At 37.6% G+C, this 15,592-nt stretch carries 22 protein-coding genes; all 22 read left to right on the forward strand.

The window, feature by feature from the left end; translation table 11 throughout:
- The first annotated feature begins 225 nt into the window (after positions 1 to 225).
- The 22 genes from DAHG_RS13440 to DAHG_RS13540 all read left to right on the forward strand — a co-directional run bounded on the left by DAHG_RS13440 (position 226) and on the right by DAHG_RS13540 (position 15,578).
- Entirely contained in the window at positions 226 to 870 is a 645-nt protein-coding gene (locus DAHG_RS13440) for a tyrosine-type recombinase/integrase (protein ID WP_022938867.1), read from the forward strand.
- A gap of 163 nt (positions 871 to 1,033) precedes the next feature.
- Positions 1,034 to 1,744, forward strand: coding sequence for a hypothetical protein (locus DAHG_RS13445; protein ID WP_022938868.1), 711 nt, complete (start codon positions 1,034 to 1,036; stop codon positions 1,742 to 1,744).
- Positions 1,737 to 1,952 (forward strand): hypothetical protein, encoded by a 216-nt coding sequence (locus DAHG_RS13450; RefSeq protein WP_022938869.1) that lies wholly within the window; start codon positions 1,737 to 1,739, stop codon positions 1,950 to 1,952. Before DAHG_RS13445 ends, DAHG_RS13450 begins: the two co-directional genes overlap by 8 nt.
- Positions 1,953 to 2,134: 182 nt before the next feature.
- The gene (locus tag DAHG_RS13455) at positions 2,135 to 2,563 is read left to right on the forward strand and encodes a hypothetical protein (protein WP_022938870.1); all 429 of its coding nucleotides are present in this window, start codon (positions 2,135 to 2,137) and stop codon (positions 2,561 to 2,563) included.
- 249 nt (positions 2,564 to 2,812) lie between these two features.
- Entirely contained in the window at positions 2,813 to 3,025 is a 213-nt protein-coding gene (locus tag DAHG_RS13460) for a hypothetical protein (RefSeq protein WP_022938871.1), read from the forward strand.
- Between the two features lie 180 nt (positions 3,026 to 3,205).
- On the forward strand, positions 3,206 to 3,529 hold the full coding sequence (locus DAHG_RS13465; protein WP_022938872.1) for an HNH endonuclease: 324 nt from the start codon (positions 3,206 to 3,208) through the stop codon (positions 3,527 to 3,529).
- 49 nt (positions 3,530 to 3,578) lie between these two features.
- The gene (locus DAHG_RS19675; RefSeq protein ID WP_022938873.1) at positions 3,579 to 3,956 is read left to right on the forward strand and encodes a hypothetical protein; all 378 of its coding nucleotides are present in this window, start codon (positions 3,579 to 3,581) and stop codon (positions 3,954 to 3,956) included.
- Positions 3,953 to 5,623 (forward strand): terminase large subunit, encoded by a 1,671-nt coding sequence (locus DAHG_RS13475; RefSeq protein WP_022938874.1) that lies wholly within the window; start codon positions 3,953 to 3,955, stop codon positions 5,621 to 5,623. Before DAHG_RS19675 ends, DAHG_RS13475 begins: the two co-directional genes overlap by 4 nt.
- A gap of 16 nt (positions 5,624 to 5,639) precedes the next feature.
- Positions 5,640 to 6,803: a phage portal protein gene (locus DAHG_RS13480; protein ID WP_022938875.1), complete on the forward strand. Its 1,164-nt coding sequence runs from the start codon at positions 5,640 to 5,642 to the stop codon at positions 6,801 to 6,803.
- Positions 6,804 to 6,805: 2 nt separating this feature from the next.
- The gene (locus DAHG_RS19680; RefSeq protein WP_022938876.1) at positions 6,806 to 7,519 is read left to right on the forward strand and encodes a head maturation protease, ClpP-related; all 714 of its coding nucleotides are present in this window, start codon (positions 6,806 to 6,808) and stop codon (positions 7,517 to 7,519) included.
- Positions 7,512 to 8,732, forward strand: coding sequence for a phage major capsid protein (locus tag DAHG_RS13490; RefSeq protein WP_022938877.1), 1,221 nt, complete (start codon positions 7,512 to 7,514; stop codon positions 8,730 to 8,732). Before DAHG_RS19680 ends, DAHG_RS13490 begins: the two co-directional genes overlap by 8 nt.
- Before the next feature lie 5 nt (positions 8,733 to 8,737).
- Entirely contained in the window at positions 8,738 to 8,989 is a 252-nt protein-coding gene (locus tag DAHG_RS13495; protein ID WP_022938878.1) for a X2-like carbohydrate binding domain-containing protein, read from the forward strand.
- 3 nt (positions 8,990 to 8,992) lie between these two features.
- Entirely contained in the window at positions 8,993 to 9,268 is a 276-nt protein-coding gene (locus DAHG_RS13500; RefSeq protein WP_022938879.1) for a phage head-tail connector protein, read from the forward strand.
- Positions 9,252 to 9,548, forward strand: coding sequence for a phage head closure protein (locus tag DAHG_RS19685; protein WP_022938880.1), 297 nt, complete (start codon positions 9,252 to 9,254; stop codon positions 9,546 to 9,548). The genes DAHG_RS13500 and DAHG_RS19685 overlap by 17 nt, the downstream gene beginning before the upstream one ends.
- On the forward strand, positions 9,545 to 9,916 hold the full coding sequence (locus tag DAHG_RS13510) for an HK97 gp10 family phage protein (RefSeq protein ID WP_022938881.1): 372 nt from the start codon (positions 9,545 to 9,547) through the stop codon (positions 9,914 to 9,916). Before DAHG_RS19685 ends, DAHG_RS13510 begins: the two co-directional genes overlap by 4 nt.
- On the forward strand, positions 9,913 to 10,239 hold the full coding sequence (locus DAHG_RS19690; protein WP_022938882.1) for a hypothetical protein: 327 nt from the start codon (positions 9,913 to 9,915) through the stop codon (positions 10,237 to 10,239). Before DAHG_RS13510 ends, DAHG_RS19690 begins: the two co-directional genes overlap by 4 nt.
- Positions 10,240 to 10,244: 5 nt before the next feature.
- The gene (locus tag DAHG_RS13520) at positions 10,245 to 10,793 is read left to right on the forward strand and encodes a hypothetical protein (protein WP_022938883.1); all 549 of its coding nucleotides are present in this window, start codon (positions 10,245 to 10,247) and stop codon (positions 10,791 to 10,793) included.
- Complete coding sequence (locus DAHG_RS13525) at positions 10,793 to 11,095, forward strand: hypothetical protein (RefSeq protein ID WP_022938884.1); 303 nt, start codon at positions 10,793 to 10,795, stop codon at positions 11,093 to 11,095. The genes DAHG_RS13520 and DAHG_RS13525 overlap by 1 nt, the downstream gene beginning before the upstream one ends.
- An 86-nt stretch (positions 11,096 to 11,181) precedes the next feature.
- Positions 11,182 to 11,364, forward strand: a complete 183-nt coding sequence (locus tag DAHG_RS21185; protein WP_034457264.1) for a hypothetical protein — start codon at positions 11,182 to 11,184, stop codon at positions 11,362 to 11,364.
- A 1-nt stretch (position 11,365) separates the two neighbouring features.
- Entirely contained in the window at positions 11,366 to 13,762 is a 2,397-nt protein-coding gene (locus DAHG_RS13530) for a phage tail tape measure protein (protein WP_022938885.1), read from the forward strand.
- Positions 13,762 to 14,598 carry a phage distal tail protein gene (locus DAHG_RS13535; RefSeq protein ID WP_022938886.1) on the forward strand — a complete coding sequence of 279 codons (837 nt, stop codon included), beginning with the start codon at positions 13,762 to 13,764 and terminating at the stop codon, positions 14,596 to 14,598. Before DAHG_RS13530 ends, DAHG_RS13535 begins: the two co-directional genes overlap by 1 nt.
- Positions 14,595 to 15,578: a Gp37-like protein gene (locus DAHG_RS13540; RefSeq protein ID WP_022938887.1), complete on the forward strand. Its 984-nt coding sequence runs from the start codon at positions 14,595 to 14,597 to the stop codon at positions 15,576 to 15,578. Before DAHG_RS13535 ends, DAHG_RS13540 begins: the two co-directional genes overlap by 4 nt.
- The last annotated feature ends 14 nt before the right edge of the window (positions 15,579 to 15,592 follow it).

The raw sequence follows: 15,592 nt of genomic DNA on the forward strand, positions 1-15,592 counted from the left end.
CGAAGATATAAAAGAAATTGACGGGGAACCACATTACTTGATAGCTTATTTTGATTAGGAAGCTCAAAAACCGCAGAGCCGATGGGTGCCTGAACATTTAGTTATGTGCCATGTGTTTTCTGAATGTTTTAGAAAAGTTCAACGCCATAGGAGGAGATCTCAATAAAAAAACATATCGTAGGCTTATTGAGCTTGATGTAGAATAGCGTAACTTAAAGGAGGAGTATGCCAAGAAGAATAAAAACATTTGGTGGTCAGAAAGCCACTGTACCGCTCAAAAATGAGCGAGACATGAATAATATCATTAATTACTTTCTGATCCAACGCGAGAAAGCTAAAACAGAGGTAAAACGCTGGCAAGCTGATCGCAACTGGATATTGTGTTTGATTGGATTCAACACAGCGTTCCGCGCAGAAGATTTACTGCAATTAAGAGTCATGGATATAGAAAAAGGGTACATGAGCATCAAAGAAAACAAAACCGGTAAAGTCCAAAATTTTAGATTGAACAAACTGCTGCACGAGGACATCATGGACTATGTAAAACGCAACGAATTAACATCATACAGCTACTTATTCCCAAGTCAAAAAAATATGAATTTTACAATCACCCGGCAGCAAGCGGATCGCATACTTAAAAAGGCTGCTGATGCAATCAAGTTAAAGCAGCCTTTTTCTTTGCACAGTATGAGAAAAACATTTGGTTATCATTACATTAAAAACGGCGGCAAATTGCTAACGCTGATGAAAATGTATAACCACGATGAGACTTCAACGACTGAGATTTATATATGCTGGGGTACTGATGATGCCGAGCAGGACAGGCAGTCGATCTACAACGGAGCAGTACATCGAAAAGGCAGAAAATAGATGATTTAACGGGAATTGAATGTACATGCACATTTTTATGAATTATCGAATATGTGGAATGACAAAATAAACGGTTAAATAAAGCTTAAAGGAGTGTTTGATGTAGTTAGAAAAAATGTGATAGACTTAGCGGTTATGTCACATTAATTAGAAGCACAGAAAAGTGCGGAAAGGTAAAGAAATTATGGCTGGATATGGCATTGATAATATTAAAGAATGGTTTAAGAATCATGTAGCGGAGTTACGAGTTTTAGATGATGATGCACAGGTGCTGATATGGAAACAACCCGGAACAAGAATGTGTGAGATAGACTTTGTATTTTATAAAAATATGGTCTATATTACAGGCGACATGAGGGATGCAGTATTTAATACAACTTGGCGCACATCGTGGGACTGTAATAATGGGTGGCGTATCGGTCTTTATTATTTTGCTGAGAAATTATCGTGTGCCAAATATGGGAAATATACATGGGATTCGAAAGAGGCTGTCAAATATCTAGCGGGAGAATATAGACAAGAATTTGGCGGTAATGACGATGAGTACATAGAAACAATTTCGTACATCAAAGATCAACACATAGAAGATGTGTATGATTTCGAAATGATTGAAATACCACATAAAGAAAAATTTGACGATGATAGTGTATTATTGCAGATGTGTTTAGCGATAAATTACGCAAATGAATCTTCATCATCGGAAGAATTTGCACAAAACATTAACTTATGTTCAGATTTTGAGGATTTTAACGATTTTTGGGAATGGGGTTATTCTTGTGGCAGGGTGCTGAATCCGGATATTGAGGTTTATTTGATAGCTTTGCAAATGGCATATGATCAATTATCTAATAAAGAGGTGAACGTAAATGACTGATGAAGAAAAGTATAAACTAGCGCTGTTTATGGTGGTTAGAAATAGCAAAGTTATGCCGGTAGGTTTGTCTTTAGGAAAATCAATGACAGATATTAATAAAAAAAGTATTGAAACATGCGAAACGATTGTTAAATCTATTGACTTTGAAGCAGCTAGAAAGGATTATGAAAATGGAAAACAAGCATGTAACAACAGCAAACGTAATTAGAATGGCTATGGTTTTAGTTCTTCAAGAAATTTTAAGTGATAAATGATGAAAACGTTATTCGCATTATTTTACAATTTATGTGTGATAGCACTCACTTGCTATATGGTTACATATCATAGTTTTTGGTGGATCGTATTACTTTGCTTTATAGTGAGCGAGTTGAAAGATTAACTGAGGTGAGCATGAATTATAAAGATGAAAGAAAGTATCTAGAGAATGAGCTAAGGAGCTATCGTTATATTGTTAATAAATGTTATGAATATGAAAATGAGATTGCTGAAGCAACTATTCAAAAGTTTGGCACTTCAAGTAAAAATGCGCAGCTCGTTATCTATGAAAATGTAAGTAACCCTTATAAAGATAAATGGATAGAATTAGATGATATTATAAATAAAGCATATGATAAATTATTATTTTGGAAACAAAGACGCGAATGGATAGAAGATTGTCTTTCACGCCTCGATGATCCTTTTGAAATCAAGATTATTCATTTAAGATACATCTATGAAAGTAGCAAAACGGACATACAACTAGCAAAAGCGATAGGTTGCCACAGAAACACATTGAGAAACACAACAAATAGAGCATTTAAAAAAATGCTAAAAAAATAAAAGTTTGTGCAATGCACAAGCAAAAATGGTGTATAATCGTAATCGAAGGAAGAGCAATGCTCAACATCCTCGTTGCTTATTATATAAGCACGTATAAAAATAGTGATAGTAACTCTACGGAGACTATTGCGTAAAGGCATCTATATCAACTATACGTTATTTGTATGGTTTGATATGGATGCTTTTATTTTAGGTAGCTAAACAGCTGCCTTTTTTTTGTTATCCGGCAACCCCGGCGGAGGAAAAGACATGAGTGATAAAACATTTGTTGAAGAGACAAGGGCAAGGACAGGTGAGCCAGTGTCAATGATATGGAGTACCGTCAGTATGATTTATAACATGTCGGAAAAGACTTGCTATGCCATTGATTTTATTTACAAAGAGATTTTGTCTATGCTAGATGATCGTGTGTGCTGGACATCAAGACAAGCTGCCAAGCTGCTGTTATCGGAACATGACTAAAGATGTGCCTTGTTATGAGTGCAGTGATAGGCACATTGGCTGTCATGGATCATGTAAGAGATACGCTAAGTACAATGTGAACCGCAAAAAGATATTGAGACAGCAGCAGAATCAAACGGCGGCAGATCATGAGGTATCAAGCCATTGGTGCTATGACAGCAGGTGCAGGAGGATAGCGTAATGGCTCAACCATTTGCTAAACGTTTTTATAAAAGCAAACAATGGCAGCATGTTAGAGATTATGTATTTAAACGTGACAATGGCCTATGCCAAGATTGCTTACAAGCTGGCAGGATCACACCGGGCTTAGAAGTACATCACTTAGTAACATTGACGGCAGTAAACATTGATGATGCAGATATTAGTTTGAACCCAGACAGATTAGTGACGTTGTGCTATGACTGTCACAAGAAGCGTCATCAAGGGAATAGAAGTGCATTAACCGAAGGATATAGGTTTGATGCAGATGGAAACATCATTGAGGATACTCCCCCCATTAAATAAGGGTGGGGTGTCTTTATGGAGACCGTAGAGAGGAGGTCAGAAAAACCGCGTGGAAAATTTACACGAGGGGGGGTTAAACCCAAAAGAAGCGCAAGAAAGCGCAATAAGAAAAAAGAAAAACGCTTATAAGAAGATTTTCAAGGACGTTGATGAAAGTAAAAAAAAGTTTGTTGATTCTATGATTTCACAGCTTGCTTATATCGAAATATCACTTGAAGAATTGCAGAACCAAACGATCAATGATGGTTATATTGAATTGTTTGAACAAGGAAACCAAAGTTTTTTAAGAGAACATCCGGCAGCTAAGAGTTACAATTCTTACATAAAGAGTTATACAACGATCATTAAAACTTTGATTGATATCGTACCGGCAGCAAAGCAAAGTGATGAGCTTCAGAAATTTTTAGATAAAAAGAAGAAATTATGACCTATTTAGAAGAATATGCAAGAGCGGTATTAAGCGGTAAAATCAACGCTTGCCATAGAATCAAGCAGGCTTACGCACATTTACTTGACAAACTAGAACATCCTGAAAAATATAAACCGTGGGTATTTGATGAAGATAGGGCAAATGAACCTATTGAATTTATCGAAACTTTTTGTAAACAGGCACAAGGTCGAAACAGAGGGAAACCGTTAAAATTAGAACTATTTCAAAAAGCCAAACATCAAGCAGTGTTTGGCTTTATACATGAAAAAACCGGTGAACGGCAGTATCAAGAGGTGCTTGACATCCGAGGGCGTAAGAACGGAAAAACAACTGAACTTGCTGCTGATGCTACTTACATGATGTTAGGTGATGGTGAAGGTTCACCGGAAGTTTATTTCATAGCCACTAAATTAGATCAAGCAAAAAAAGGATTTTCTGAAGCCCATAAAATGATCATGCAATCGGATATGCTGAAAAAGTATCTGCGTAAACGACAGTCCGATATTTGGTGTGATATGAATTTCGGCACGATGCAAGCACTTGCCAGCAATAGCAATTCATTAGATGGTCTTAACGGACATTTTGTGATTATCGATGAGTTAGCAGCAATACAGAAACGTGATCTTTATGACTTGATGAAACAATCTATGTCGTCACGTTTTCAACCGTTATTAAACTGTATTACTACTAACGGATTTGTGCGTAATTCAATTTATGATGCACAGTATGTTTATGCCATAAAGGTACTTGATTCATATGACATAGGTAAGTGTATCGATGAACGTTTCCTTCCGCTAATCTATGAATTAGATGATCGTGATGAGTGGGACAAAGAAGATTGCTGGGTTAAAGCAAATCCCGGACTTGGCACGATCAAGTCCTTTGATAAGTTGAGAGGATATGTTGAAAAGGCGAAAAAAGATCCAGCATTTAAAGCCACAGTTATGGTAAAAGACTTTAACATGACCGAAACATCTGCAAGTGCTTGGCTGACTTATAAGACACTGAACAATACAACTAAATTTGAACTGGATAAGATGTCGTTTAGATATTGTATTGGTGGTTTTGACGGATCAGATACCACCGACTTAACCAATGCGAAAGCATTGTGTATGCGACCGAATGACAATCATTTATACTATGCATCCATGTATTGGCTGCCTGAAGAAACGCTGATCCAACGAAGCATTGAAGACAGCGCGCCTTATGAGCTGTGGGAACGTCAAGGCTATTTGCGCGTATCAAAAGGGAACAAAATCAATTTTTATGATGTTCTCGAGTGGTACAAAGAACTTAGGGATGTGCATGATATTTATGTTTTATATATTGGGTTTGATCCGTGGCATGTTGATGAATCGTTGCTTGAAGCGTTTAAGAATGAATTTGGTAAAGAAGCAATGATACCGGTGCGTCAAGGAACAAAAACTTTAAGCAGTCCGATGAAATCATTTAAAGCTGATCTCGATGCAAAGCTGATTGTTTATAACGATAACCCAATTGACAAGATGTGCCTTGCTAACACAGAGATCAAGACAGACATTAACAACAACATTCAGCCAGTGAAGGGATTAGATGTGCGAAAGCGCATTGATGGTACGATCGGATTTTTAAATTCTTACGTTGTCTTTAATGACAAAAGAGACGAATACTTAACCTTGATTTAAGAAGGGAGGTGATAAAATGGGAATTAGAAATAAGATTAAAAGTTTTTTTAATAAATCTGAATCTATCACGCGTTTTGAAATGGTTACATCAAGTGGCAATGGGTTTTATTCTTGGAACGGTAAACTGTACAAGTCGGATATTATTAGAGCCTGTATACGACCTAAAACTAAGGCAGTAGGCAAAGCATTAGCAAAACATATCCGCACAGAAAAAGACGGCATCAAAGTGAATCCTGAGCCTTACATAAAAATGCTTTTGAAGTATCCGAATCCATATATGACGTTTCAACAGATGATTGAAAAAGTTATGAATCAGTATCAGCTAAACAATAACGCCTTTATCTATATCAATCGTGATAGCAATGGTTATCCAACTGAGTTATATCCAATACCGGCAGTGAATTGCGAAGCTGTTTACGATAAACAAGGCTATTTATATCTGCGCTGCATGATGATGAATGGAAAGGTTGTTACATATCCATATACGGACATCATTCATTTGAAAAATGATTATAACAACAACGATATTTTCGGCGACAGTCCAATTGAAGTATTAAAACCTTTGATGGAAATCGTAACAACCACCGATCAAGGAATCGTTAAAGCAATAAAGAACAGCGGGATCATTAAATGGCTTTTAAAGTTTAACAACTCTTTAAGACCGGATGATATAAAAAGAAACACAAAGCAATTTGTAGATGATTACTTATCGTTTGAAACAGATACGATGGGGGCAGCCGGTATTGATAACAAAGTGGATGCAATACAGATTGATCCAAAAGATTATGTGCCAAATGCTGCTCAGATGGATAGGACTATTAACCGACTTTATTCATTTTTCAACACGAATGAAAAAATAGTGCAGAACAAATTTACTGAAGATGAATGGACCGCTTACTATGAGGGCAGCGTTGAGACCGACTTGATTCAATTATCACAAACATTCACACGCAGAATTTTTACAAGACGTGAGATCGGCACTGGTAACGAAATCGTATTTGAAGCAGCTAACCTGCAATATGCTTCTATGTCAACAAAATTGAATATGGTGCAGATGGTCGATAGAGGTGCTATGACACCCAATGAATGGCGGGCTGTCTTAGGCATGGCGCCAGTGGAAGGCGGAGACAAGCCGATCCGTAGGCTTGATACCCAAGTGGTTAAAGAAGGAGGTGAATAAGGATGGATATAGAAATCAAAGGTATTATATGCTCAGATTCGGACGCATGGTATTATGAATGGTTCGGTGAATCCTGTGCATATCCGCAAATGGTCAACAAGGCTTTAAAAAATGCAAATGGCGAAACTGTGACCCTTAAAATCAATTCTCCCGGCGGCGATGTATTTGCTGCATCAGAAATCTATACAGTATTAAAAAACTATGCAGGCAGAGTAGAAATTGAGATTCAAGGTTTAGCAGCGTCAGCTGCATCAATCATTGCAATGGCGGGCTATTGCAAAATGAGTCCTACTGCATTGCTCATGGTGCATAACGTATCGACAAGCGCAAGCGGTGATCATCGAGTGATGGAACATCAAGCCGAAGTGCTGAAAAAAGCAAACAAGACGATGGCATCTGCTTATGTAAATAAAACGGGTATGAGTGAAGAAATGGCGCTGGAGCTAATGAGTAAAGAAAGCTACATTGATGCACAAGAGGCATTGACACTGAAATTGATAGATGAAATCATGTTCAGCGAACTGCCATTCGTTAATTTAAACAATTTTAAGCAGCCAATACTTAGTAATTGCTCAGTTAATATTCCGGACGACGTTTTAAATCGCATCTTCACAAACAGTCAGCATAAAAATGCTGATTTTTTTATGCAGAAAAAGAAAAAAGAAATTGAAACAACATTAAATTTATTAAATCTAGGAGGAAAAAACTATGAATAAAGAACAGTATTTACAAAAACGTAAAGAATTGATGAATGAAGCGAATGAATTGCTGAATTCAGGAAAGATCGATGAAGCAGAGGCTAAAGCATCAGAAGTCAAGGCATTGGATACGACTTTTGAAAACATCTGCAAAGCGTCAGCGAATTTGGCAGCCTTACAGGATAATGCGGTCATTACGGACATTCAAGCAAAAGGAGTAGTTATCGAAAATACCACTTCTTTGGCAAGCACTATTGAAAAAAACGAAGATACTTATACAAACGTATGGGCTAAAGTCATGCAGAATATTGCAATTACAGAAGACGAAAAACGTATCTTTGATGAAGCAAACAAGGAATTTAAAAACGAAGCATTAACGACTGGTAACTCACCGGTGCTGATTCCGGAAACTGTTGTAGCCGGTATTTGGAAAGAGGTAGGAGAAGTCTATCCTTTGTATGCGGAAGTATTAAAAACGAGTGTTAAAGGTAAACTAACTGTCTTAAAATCAACAGAATCAACCGAAGCTAAATGGTATGATGAAGCAACTGAAATTGAAGAGGGTAAAGAAACATTTGCAAAAGCTACTTTGAATGGTTGTGAGTTGTCACGTGACATTACGGTGTCATGGAAATTGAAAGAAATGGCAACGAATGAATTTATTCCTTTCATCCAGTCGCAGTTAGCAGAAAAAATGGGAGCTGCCGCTGCCTATGGCGTATTCAATGGTAAAGGTAAAGCAGCATCCGAATCATCAAACAAAGATGAACCAAGAGGCATTAAGACCGCTTTACTAGCACAGGCAAACAAGCCTCAAGTAGTGGAATTAGCAGCAGATGCAGAATTAAGCTATAAGGATATTACTACATTGATTTCAAAAGTAAAGGGTACATATAAAAAAGGTTCTAAATTTTATGCAACCAGTGATTTTATTTGGGACACATTAGCCAATGTTAAAGATGCGACAGGACGTCCTTATTTCATCGCTGACACTACGGCTGGCGGCGTAGGTCGCTTGTTTGGCTTTGTGGTCGAGGAAGATGATTCCATCGATACATTATTATTCGGTAATGCAAATAAAGGCTACCATTTAAACATCAATAAACAAATGACACTGGATCAGGAAGATCACAAAAAAGCGCGCACAACGGATTATATTGCTTATGCAATCATGGATGGTGATGTTCGTACTGAAAAAGCCTTTGCTTACTTAGACGTAAAAAAAGCGTAGCAACAGTGAACTTGTTAACAGCTGAGGTCACATATCAAAAGGGCAGTAATGCAGATGTGACCGTAGCTGTTGCCGCTCAAACGATTACGGCTGTTAAAAACCATAATGCAGATGTAAATACAGCAAATTATACATTTAATGACGGGATTTTAACTTTAAAATCAGCATACTTAGAAAATCTAAGTGTCGGCGAAAAACGATTGACGATTATCACCGAATCCAACAGCATGACAGTGACGCTCATCATCAAGGAGTAGCTTATGACACTTTTAGAAAAAGTGAAAGTCATTTTAAGAATTACCGGTAATGATTTTGATGAAGCAGATGTAATACCCTTAATGGCTGCATGTAAGAGAGATATCGAAAGAAACGGAATCATTTATGATGAGAACGATCCGCTCATTGAACAGGCAGTCAAAGTATATTGCCGGGCTAATTTTGGCAACAACCCGAACGCTGAACGATTGCAAAAATCTTATGAAATGCTAATCTCTTCATTGGCATTATCTGGAGGTGACGATGGAAGCAATTATTAAGGTCTTTAATGAAAAAGATATTGATCATGATTCAGAAGGTGATTCAAACACCCTGTATTATCGTAAAGTGTTTGCGGAGATCTGTTCTGTCGGCAGTAATGAATTTTATAAAGCTGCCGTAAATGGTTTGAAAGCATCAAGGGTGTTTAAAGTGTTTTATGCTGACTATAAAGAGGAAGACATGGTTCAATTTGGTGGAAAATGCTATGCAGTTTATCGTACCTATTATGATGAAAAAACTGATCTGTATGAACTGTATTGCAATGAGGTATCAATATGAAAATAAACATTGAAGATCTAAGCAATACAGTTATAAAACAGATCAATAACTGGTCTGATGAAAAAAGTGATAAAATCAATCAGCATGTTAAGAAGCGCGGAAAAGAAATGGTCGAAGCAATAAAAAACGATTCACCTAAAAAAACCGGAAAATATGCTAAAGGATGGAAAGTGAAAGTAACATTAGGAAAAGGGTATGCAAGAATCAAGGGCGTAAATATTGCTCGTCCAGAATTGACTCATTTACTGGAAAATGGTCACAAAACTGCCGGCGGTACGAAACAGACAAAAAAATACCCTCATATAAAATGTAATGAGGATAAATTCAATGAATTGTTATTACAGGATATCAAGGAGGAATTTCAATGACACCTAAAGAATTAGGACATGAATTGAGCAAAATTCTTCCGACAGCTTTTAATTTGTTTAAAGAAAAACAAAAAGGTGATTACGCGGTATTTAATTACAGCATAAATGCGAGTGGAAGTGATGAGCAAAATCAGTTTATTAACTATGAGTACAATATTGAACTTTATACCAGAAACAAAGAACAGGATATAGAAAATAAGATCATGTCTATCCTTGATGTCAGAGGTATTGAGTACGAGATATCAGAGTCAGTTTATATAGAGAGCGAGAAACGTTTTATGACGGTGTTCACGTTCTCTTTTTTAACATTAAAGGAGGCATAAAAATAATGTTTGGCAAAAAGGAAGTCATTCTAGGTAGTGGGAAATTATACCATAAGGAATATAGTGAGGGCGAAATACCATCAAACGAAATCATAGAAGTAGAAGAAAATATCTTAGCATCAATAAAAGGTGGCGCGTCAATTACTTACACACCATCATTTATCGAAGAAAAAAGTGATCTAGGCGACATCATTGTAAACATCTTACAGTCTGATGAGGCTATTTTTAAAAGCGGTTTAATGACTTTGATCGGTGAAACATTTAAAGTATTGACCTCGACAGCAAGGGTTACAAAAACCGATGGAGTAGAAACAGTTTTGATCGGTGGTGTTAATAACAATGATGGAAAAACTCATTTATTCCATTTTGTTAATAACAACCCTTTAAGACCAGTTCGAGTTACTTTGATCGGTGTCAATCAGAAAGGATTTGAATTAGCTTTCAAGCAAGATGGTGCAACCGTAGTTGATCTGGAAATCAAAGCAGAGCCAATGGATGATGAAGGTACAAAAATCAAATTGCAGTTAGGGAAGAAAGAGGCGGTGACAAAATAATGAATAATTACTTTGATTTTTCTAATCGCGCAATCAGGACATTAAAGGTTAAGTTGAATGACCGTTTAACTGTACTGGTCACTGCACCTACATTAAAACTGTTAAATGAACTCAGCAACTTTGATGTAAAAGATACAAACCCAAATCAAATTATGAAGTTGGCATTAAAGATATTTAACAACAACAAAGGCAGCAGAAGGGTTGATTTAAAGGATATCGAGAATATATCAACAGATGATTTAGTTGAATTTATCAAAGAATATACGGAATTTATAGGATCAGTCACCAAAGACCCAAACTAAAAATCCCCTATTATCCTATTGATTCGGACAGTAGGGGATATGAGATTCATTCTTTAAATTATAAAATCGTACACGATTATACAGGCTTGAGTTTCTTTGAAATTCTCGATCTGCATCTTGATGAATTTTTACTCTTTCAGCGTGATGCTTTTATATACGATATGGAAAAATCAGAGCAAGGGAAAGAATATCTATCGAATGCCAAGAGGTTGGAAACCGAAAGCACAGATTATGACGCATTTGAAAAAGTAATGAATGGAGGTGGTTAAAATGTCGAGTAAAGTAGAAGGAATTACCGTCACACTCGGAGCGGATACCTCCGCTATTACAAAAAGTTTAAAAGACGTTAACAAGGATTTATCCAGCACTCAAAAAGAACTGCGAAACGTTCAAAATTTGTTGAAGCTTGATCCAGCGAATACTGAGCTTTTAGAACGCAAACAGAAACTTTTAGGGGAACAAGTGGAGACAACTAAATCAAAATTAGATGCTCTGACTGAGGCCCAAAAGAAAATGATTGCTGAAAAAGAAAATCTTAACAGCAAAGAATTTCAAAAACTGCAAGATGAAATAGTAAAAACTAAAAGTAAATTAGAAGATTACGAAGATCAGCTGAAGCACTCAAATGCAACGCTCGAAAAAATGACAAAGAATGCTGAAGCTTTTGCTAAAAAAACAGGTGATCTAGGCAATGTTATGCTGCCGGTCACGGCGGCTATGGCTGGAATTGCAGCCGGCAGTATAGCAGCTATGGATGCAGTCGATGAAGGGCTTGATCGAGTAATGACAGCGACTGGCGCAACTGGCGATCAAGCTAAAAAGCTTCAGGCAGTGTATGAAAGTGTCGTTCAGCAAGTACCGGATGATTTTTCTAACATCGGTGGTGCAGTCGGAGAATTAAATACGCGCTTAGGCTTAAATGATGAAGCTCTCGAAAAAGCTTCTGTATCGGCTTTGCGGTTTTCAAAGATCAATGGCATTGATGTTGTTGACGGTATCCGATCGGTAACACGCATGATGAATAACGCCAACATACCTGCTGAAGAATACGAAAGCACTCTTGACTTGTTATCGAAAGCTGCTCAAATATCAGGAAAAGATGTATTATCATTAGCTGACAGCTATACCAAAAATAGCGCAGCACTCAGAGAATTGGGATACTCTCATGAAGAAGCAATCGGAATGCTGTCAAAATGGGAAGTCGAAGGTATCAACGTTGAATCAGCTCTTGCCGGCATGAAAAAAGCGGTTGTGAATTTTACGAATGACGGCAAGAATGCGAAAGAAGAAATCGGCAACGTAGTGCAACAGATCAAGGAATTATCTGATAGTGGTAATGACGTTGATGCAATCGCATTGGCAATGGAAACATTTGGCAATAAAGCCGGCCCAGAGCTGAAAGATGCAATAGCACAAGGTAAATTTGAGTATCAGGATTTTATTGACGAATTAGCCAACTCTCAAGGAACGCTTGAAGGAACTTATGGCATGATCGTCGATGAGGTTGACGATTCGCAGCTCGCTATGCAGACGTTTCAGCTTGCCTTGCATGATTTAGGTGAGACGATTGCCAAGATCATCGGTCCAATACTGAAAGACTTGGCTAATTGGTTTAAAGGCATTATGGATAAATTTAACGCTCTACCTAAAGGTGGTCAAAAATTTATCATCTTATTAGGTGGCATTCTCGCTGCTATTGGTCCTGCTCTCTTGGCGGTATCGGGACTATCTGGTATGTTCGGAAAATTGATTACTAATATCACGCCACTGATCAATAAAGTGTTCCCAAGCCTTGCAGGTGCTATCTCATTACCGGCAGCACCGATACTCGCTATCATCGCTGCAATCGGCGCACTTGTAGCAGCGTTTATCTATCTGTGGAACACGAATGAAGAGTTCAGAGACAATATCCTTCAGCTATGGGAAATCATCCAACAAAGGATCAGTGAGATTCTCCAGTTCATACAGGAGAATTTCACTTTTGTATTTGATGCCATAAAGGGTGTTATTGATACAGCCTTGAAAGTTATTATGGATATAGTTGAAGTGTTTGTCGCTTTATTTAGCGGTGACTGGGAAGGTTTGTGGGTTGCTTTGCAGAAACTAGTAGGCGACATCGTAAATGGCATCTGCAATCTATTCAGCACGATGTATGATGGTATTATGGAGATATTCCAAAAAGTTGTTGAATGGGTCGTAGAAAAGGTGCAGGGTATCATTGATGATATAGTCGGTTTTGCTTCTGACTTTTTAAATGCTGGTAAAAAGTTGTTTCAAAACATTTGGGACGGAATGAAGTCAATTTGGACTAATTTAAGTACATGGGTATCGGAAAAAGTTGAATGGCTGCTTGGTAAACTAATGTTTTGGCGCTCAGCAAATGACGAAATGTCAAGCGGAGGTTCTGGCTCAAAAAGCAGCCGAGATGCAGACGGAAGTCATGCAACCGGTTTGTGGAATGTACCGTTTGACGGATACCGTGCAATCGTGCATAAAGGTGAGATGATCGTGCCGGCAAAGCAAGCGGAAGAAATCAGAAACAGTAAAGGAAAAGCTGCTTCAAGCATTAACGTTACTCAAAACATTTATACAGATAAACTTGACGAGGCGGGCATGGCTAGAAAAACAACAAGAGAATTAAAGAAGTGGGCGTTAGGGGTTAAATAATGAAAAAAAACGAAAAATTAATGTATACAAATGAACGTGGAGAATCTATTGAAATGAGTTGGTTCTCCCGTCTCATTTGCAAGGAGTTCAGCGATGAATTATCAGTCAGTTACAATACGATCAAGAATGCGAACCAAGATGGTGAAACATTAGTGTCACAGACTTTTGATACACGACCGATCACCATTGACTGCTTTTATCAGGTAGACCATCAATCAGCGGAATTTGAACGCAAATTGAAACGGATATTTAACCCGCGGTTAAAGGGAACGTTGAAGCACATTACAGAAGAAATTGAACGGGATATAAACGTAAAATTGGAATCAATCCCTATCTTTAAACATGATGGTGGTTATGGTACATTGATGCTTGATTTTGTGGCTCATGCACCGTTTTGGCAAGATGTACCACGAACTGAATATCTTGCATTTGTTGAGGCTGCCTTGTCGTTTCCGCTTACTTTTATAGGAGGTATGAGTTTTGGTATCCGGCGTAACTCATTAGTCAGCAACATTGATAATGTTGGCGACGTTGACTGCGGTTTTAAAGTAACCTTTAAGGCAAGCGGTGGTACCGTCAGCAATCCTTATATTAAAAAAGGTGATAAGTATATACGTCTAAATTATGAGATGCAGAAAGGTGATCTTATTACCGTGGATATGTTAGGTCAGTCACCGGTTATCTATCTTAACGAGCAAAAAGACAGCACTATTTTAAAGCGTAAAGAAACAGAGTTTTTTAATCTTGACGTTGGGCTGAATGAAGTTGAATATAACGCAGAAAGGAATGTCACAAACCTAGATGTAATCGTGACATACAGGCCGCAATACTTATGATGTATCTATATAGAGAATTTAAGCTTGTTGAAATTATCGCGGCTTATGTGTCACTAGAATATACGTTAAAGCACCGCGGCGCCGGTACGTTTACGCTTACTTTAAATGATGGTGAGGTTGCGAAGTCTTTTTATCAAAATGATGTTTTGATGATTGATGATGATGCTTTTGTGATTGAAAATATCCATGTGTTTTCTGATAACGGTGTAAACACCTATGAAATATCCGGATTGCATATAAACTCATTATTGAGCAGACGTGTGATCAGCTCGTTTACCTTCAGCATAGACGAAAGCTATGAAATTCAGATTGAAAAGCTACTGAACGAAAATTTCATTGCTCCGATTGATACTAACAGAAAAGTAGATGGCTTTGTATTTAGCGCACAAGGCATAGAAAACGCACCGACAGTCAATTATACCTTTGAAAACATGGAAGTGTCAGAGGTTGTAAATACGGCTCTAGCACGCGCTGATTTAGGATACACGATTGATTATCTGCCTGAAGAGCATCAATATAGATTCAGGCTGATACATGGTCGTGATAAAACAGCTGATGTTATCTTTTCGGATAAAAACAACAACATCGCAAATAAAGACGTCTATCAGCAACAGCAAGACAGTAAAAACGTCGGGTATTTAAACAATGAAGGGAAACTAACAAGTAAAGGAACTGTCAGCGGAATCAATCGTCGAGAGTTTATTTTAGAAGGCTCAGACATCACGCAACTTGATGAGCAGCTTGCAGAAAGCAAGGCACTAGTAAGTGCAGAATTTGAAGTCATCGACAATGAACTATATCAATATGGTCGTGATTATAAACTCGGTGATGTGGTTACGTTTGAGGACTATGAAAGTAATTTAATAGCACAGCGACCTTTATTAGAGGTTGCTTTTTACTGTTCGGACACAATCACGCGGACAACAACGTTCGGTGACTCAATACCGACGATTTTCGATAAATTGAAGAAAGGAAGGTGATGAAATGTCAGAAA

This window comes from Dielma fastidiosa, from assembly GCF_000313565.1.
GTDB lineage: Bacteria > Bacillota_I > Bacilli_A > Erysipelotrichales > Erysipelotrichaceae > Dielma > Dielma fastidiosa.

Coding starts and splice junctions, on each gene's coding strand:
- DAHG_RS13500 (WP_022938879.1), top strand. CDS start 8,993: ATGACACTTTTAGAAAAAGTGAAAGTCATTTTAAGAATTACCGGTAAT.
- DAHG_RS13540 (WP_022938887.1), top strand. CDS start 14,595: ATGATGTATCTATATAGAGAATTTAAGCTTGTTGAAATTATCGCGGCT.
- DAHG_RS13535 (WP_022938886.1), top strand. CDS start 13,762: ATGAAAAAAAACGAAAAATTAATGTATACAAATGAACGTGGAGAATCT.
- DAHG_RS19690 (WP_022938882.1), top strand. CDS start 9,913: ATGACACCTAAAGAATTAGGACATGAATTGAGCAAAATTCTTCCGACA.
- DAHG_RS13455 (WP_022938870.1), top strand. CDS start 2,135: ATGAATTATAAAGATGAAAGAAAGTATCTAGAGAATGAGCTAAGGAGC.
- DAHG_RS13510 (WP_022938881.1), top strand. CDS start 9,545: ATGAAAATAAACATTGAAGATCTAAGCAATACAGTTATAAAACAGATC.
- DAHG_RS19680 (WP_022938876.1), top strand. CDS start 6,806: ATGGATATAGAAATCAAAGGTATTATATGCTCAGATTCGGACGCATGG.
- DAHG_RS13480 (WP_022938875.1), top strand. CDS start 5,640: ATGGGAATTAGAAATAAGATTAAAAGTTTTTTTAATAAATCTGAATCT.
- DAHG_RS13465 (WP_022938872.1), top strand. CDS start 3,206: ATGGCTCAACCATTTGCTAAACGTTTTTATAAAAGCAAACAATGGCAG.
- DAHG_RS13520 (WP_022938883.1), top strand. CDS start 10,245: ATGTTTGGCAAAAAGGAAGTCATTCTAGGTAGTGGGAAATTATACCAT.
- DAHG_RS13450 (WP_022938869.1), top strand. CDS start 1,737: ATGACTGATGAAGAAAAGTATAAACTAGCGCTGTTTATGGTGGTTAGA.
- DAHG_RS13525 (WP_022938884.1), top strand. CDS start 10,793: ATGAATAATTACTTTGATTTTTCTAATCGCGCAATCAGGACATTAAAG.
- DAHG_RS13530 (WP_022938885.1), top strand. CDS start 11,366: ATGTCGAGTAAAGTAGAAGGAATTACCGTCACACTCGGAGCGGATACC.
- DAHG_RS13460 (WP_022938871.1), top strand. CDS start 2,813: ATGAGTGATAAAACATTTGTTGAAGAGACAAGGGCAAGGACAGGTGAG.
- DAHG_RS13475 (WP_022938874.1), top strand. CDS start 3,953: ATGACCTATTTAGAAGAATATGCAAGAGCGGTATTAAGCGGTAAAATC.
- DAHG_RS13440 (WP_022938867.1), top strand. CDS start 226: ATGCCAAGAAGAATAAAAACATTTGGTGGTCAGAAAGCCACTGTACCG.
- DAHG_RS19685 (WP_022938880.1), top strand. CDS start 9,252: ATGGAAGCAATTATTAAGGTCTTTAATGAAAAAGATATTGATCATGAT.
- DAHG_RS13490 (WP_022938877.1), top strand. CDS start 7,512: ATGAATAAAGAACAGTATTTACAAAAACGTAAAGAATTGATGAATGAA.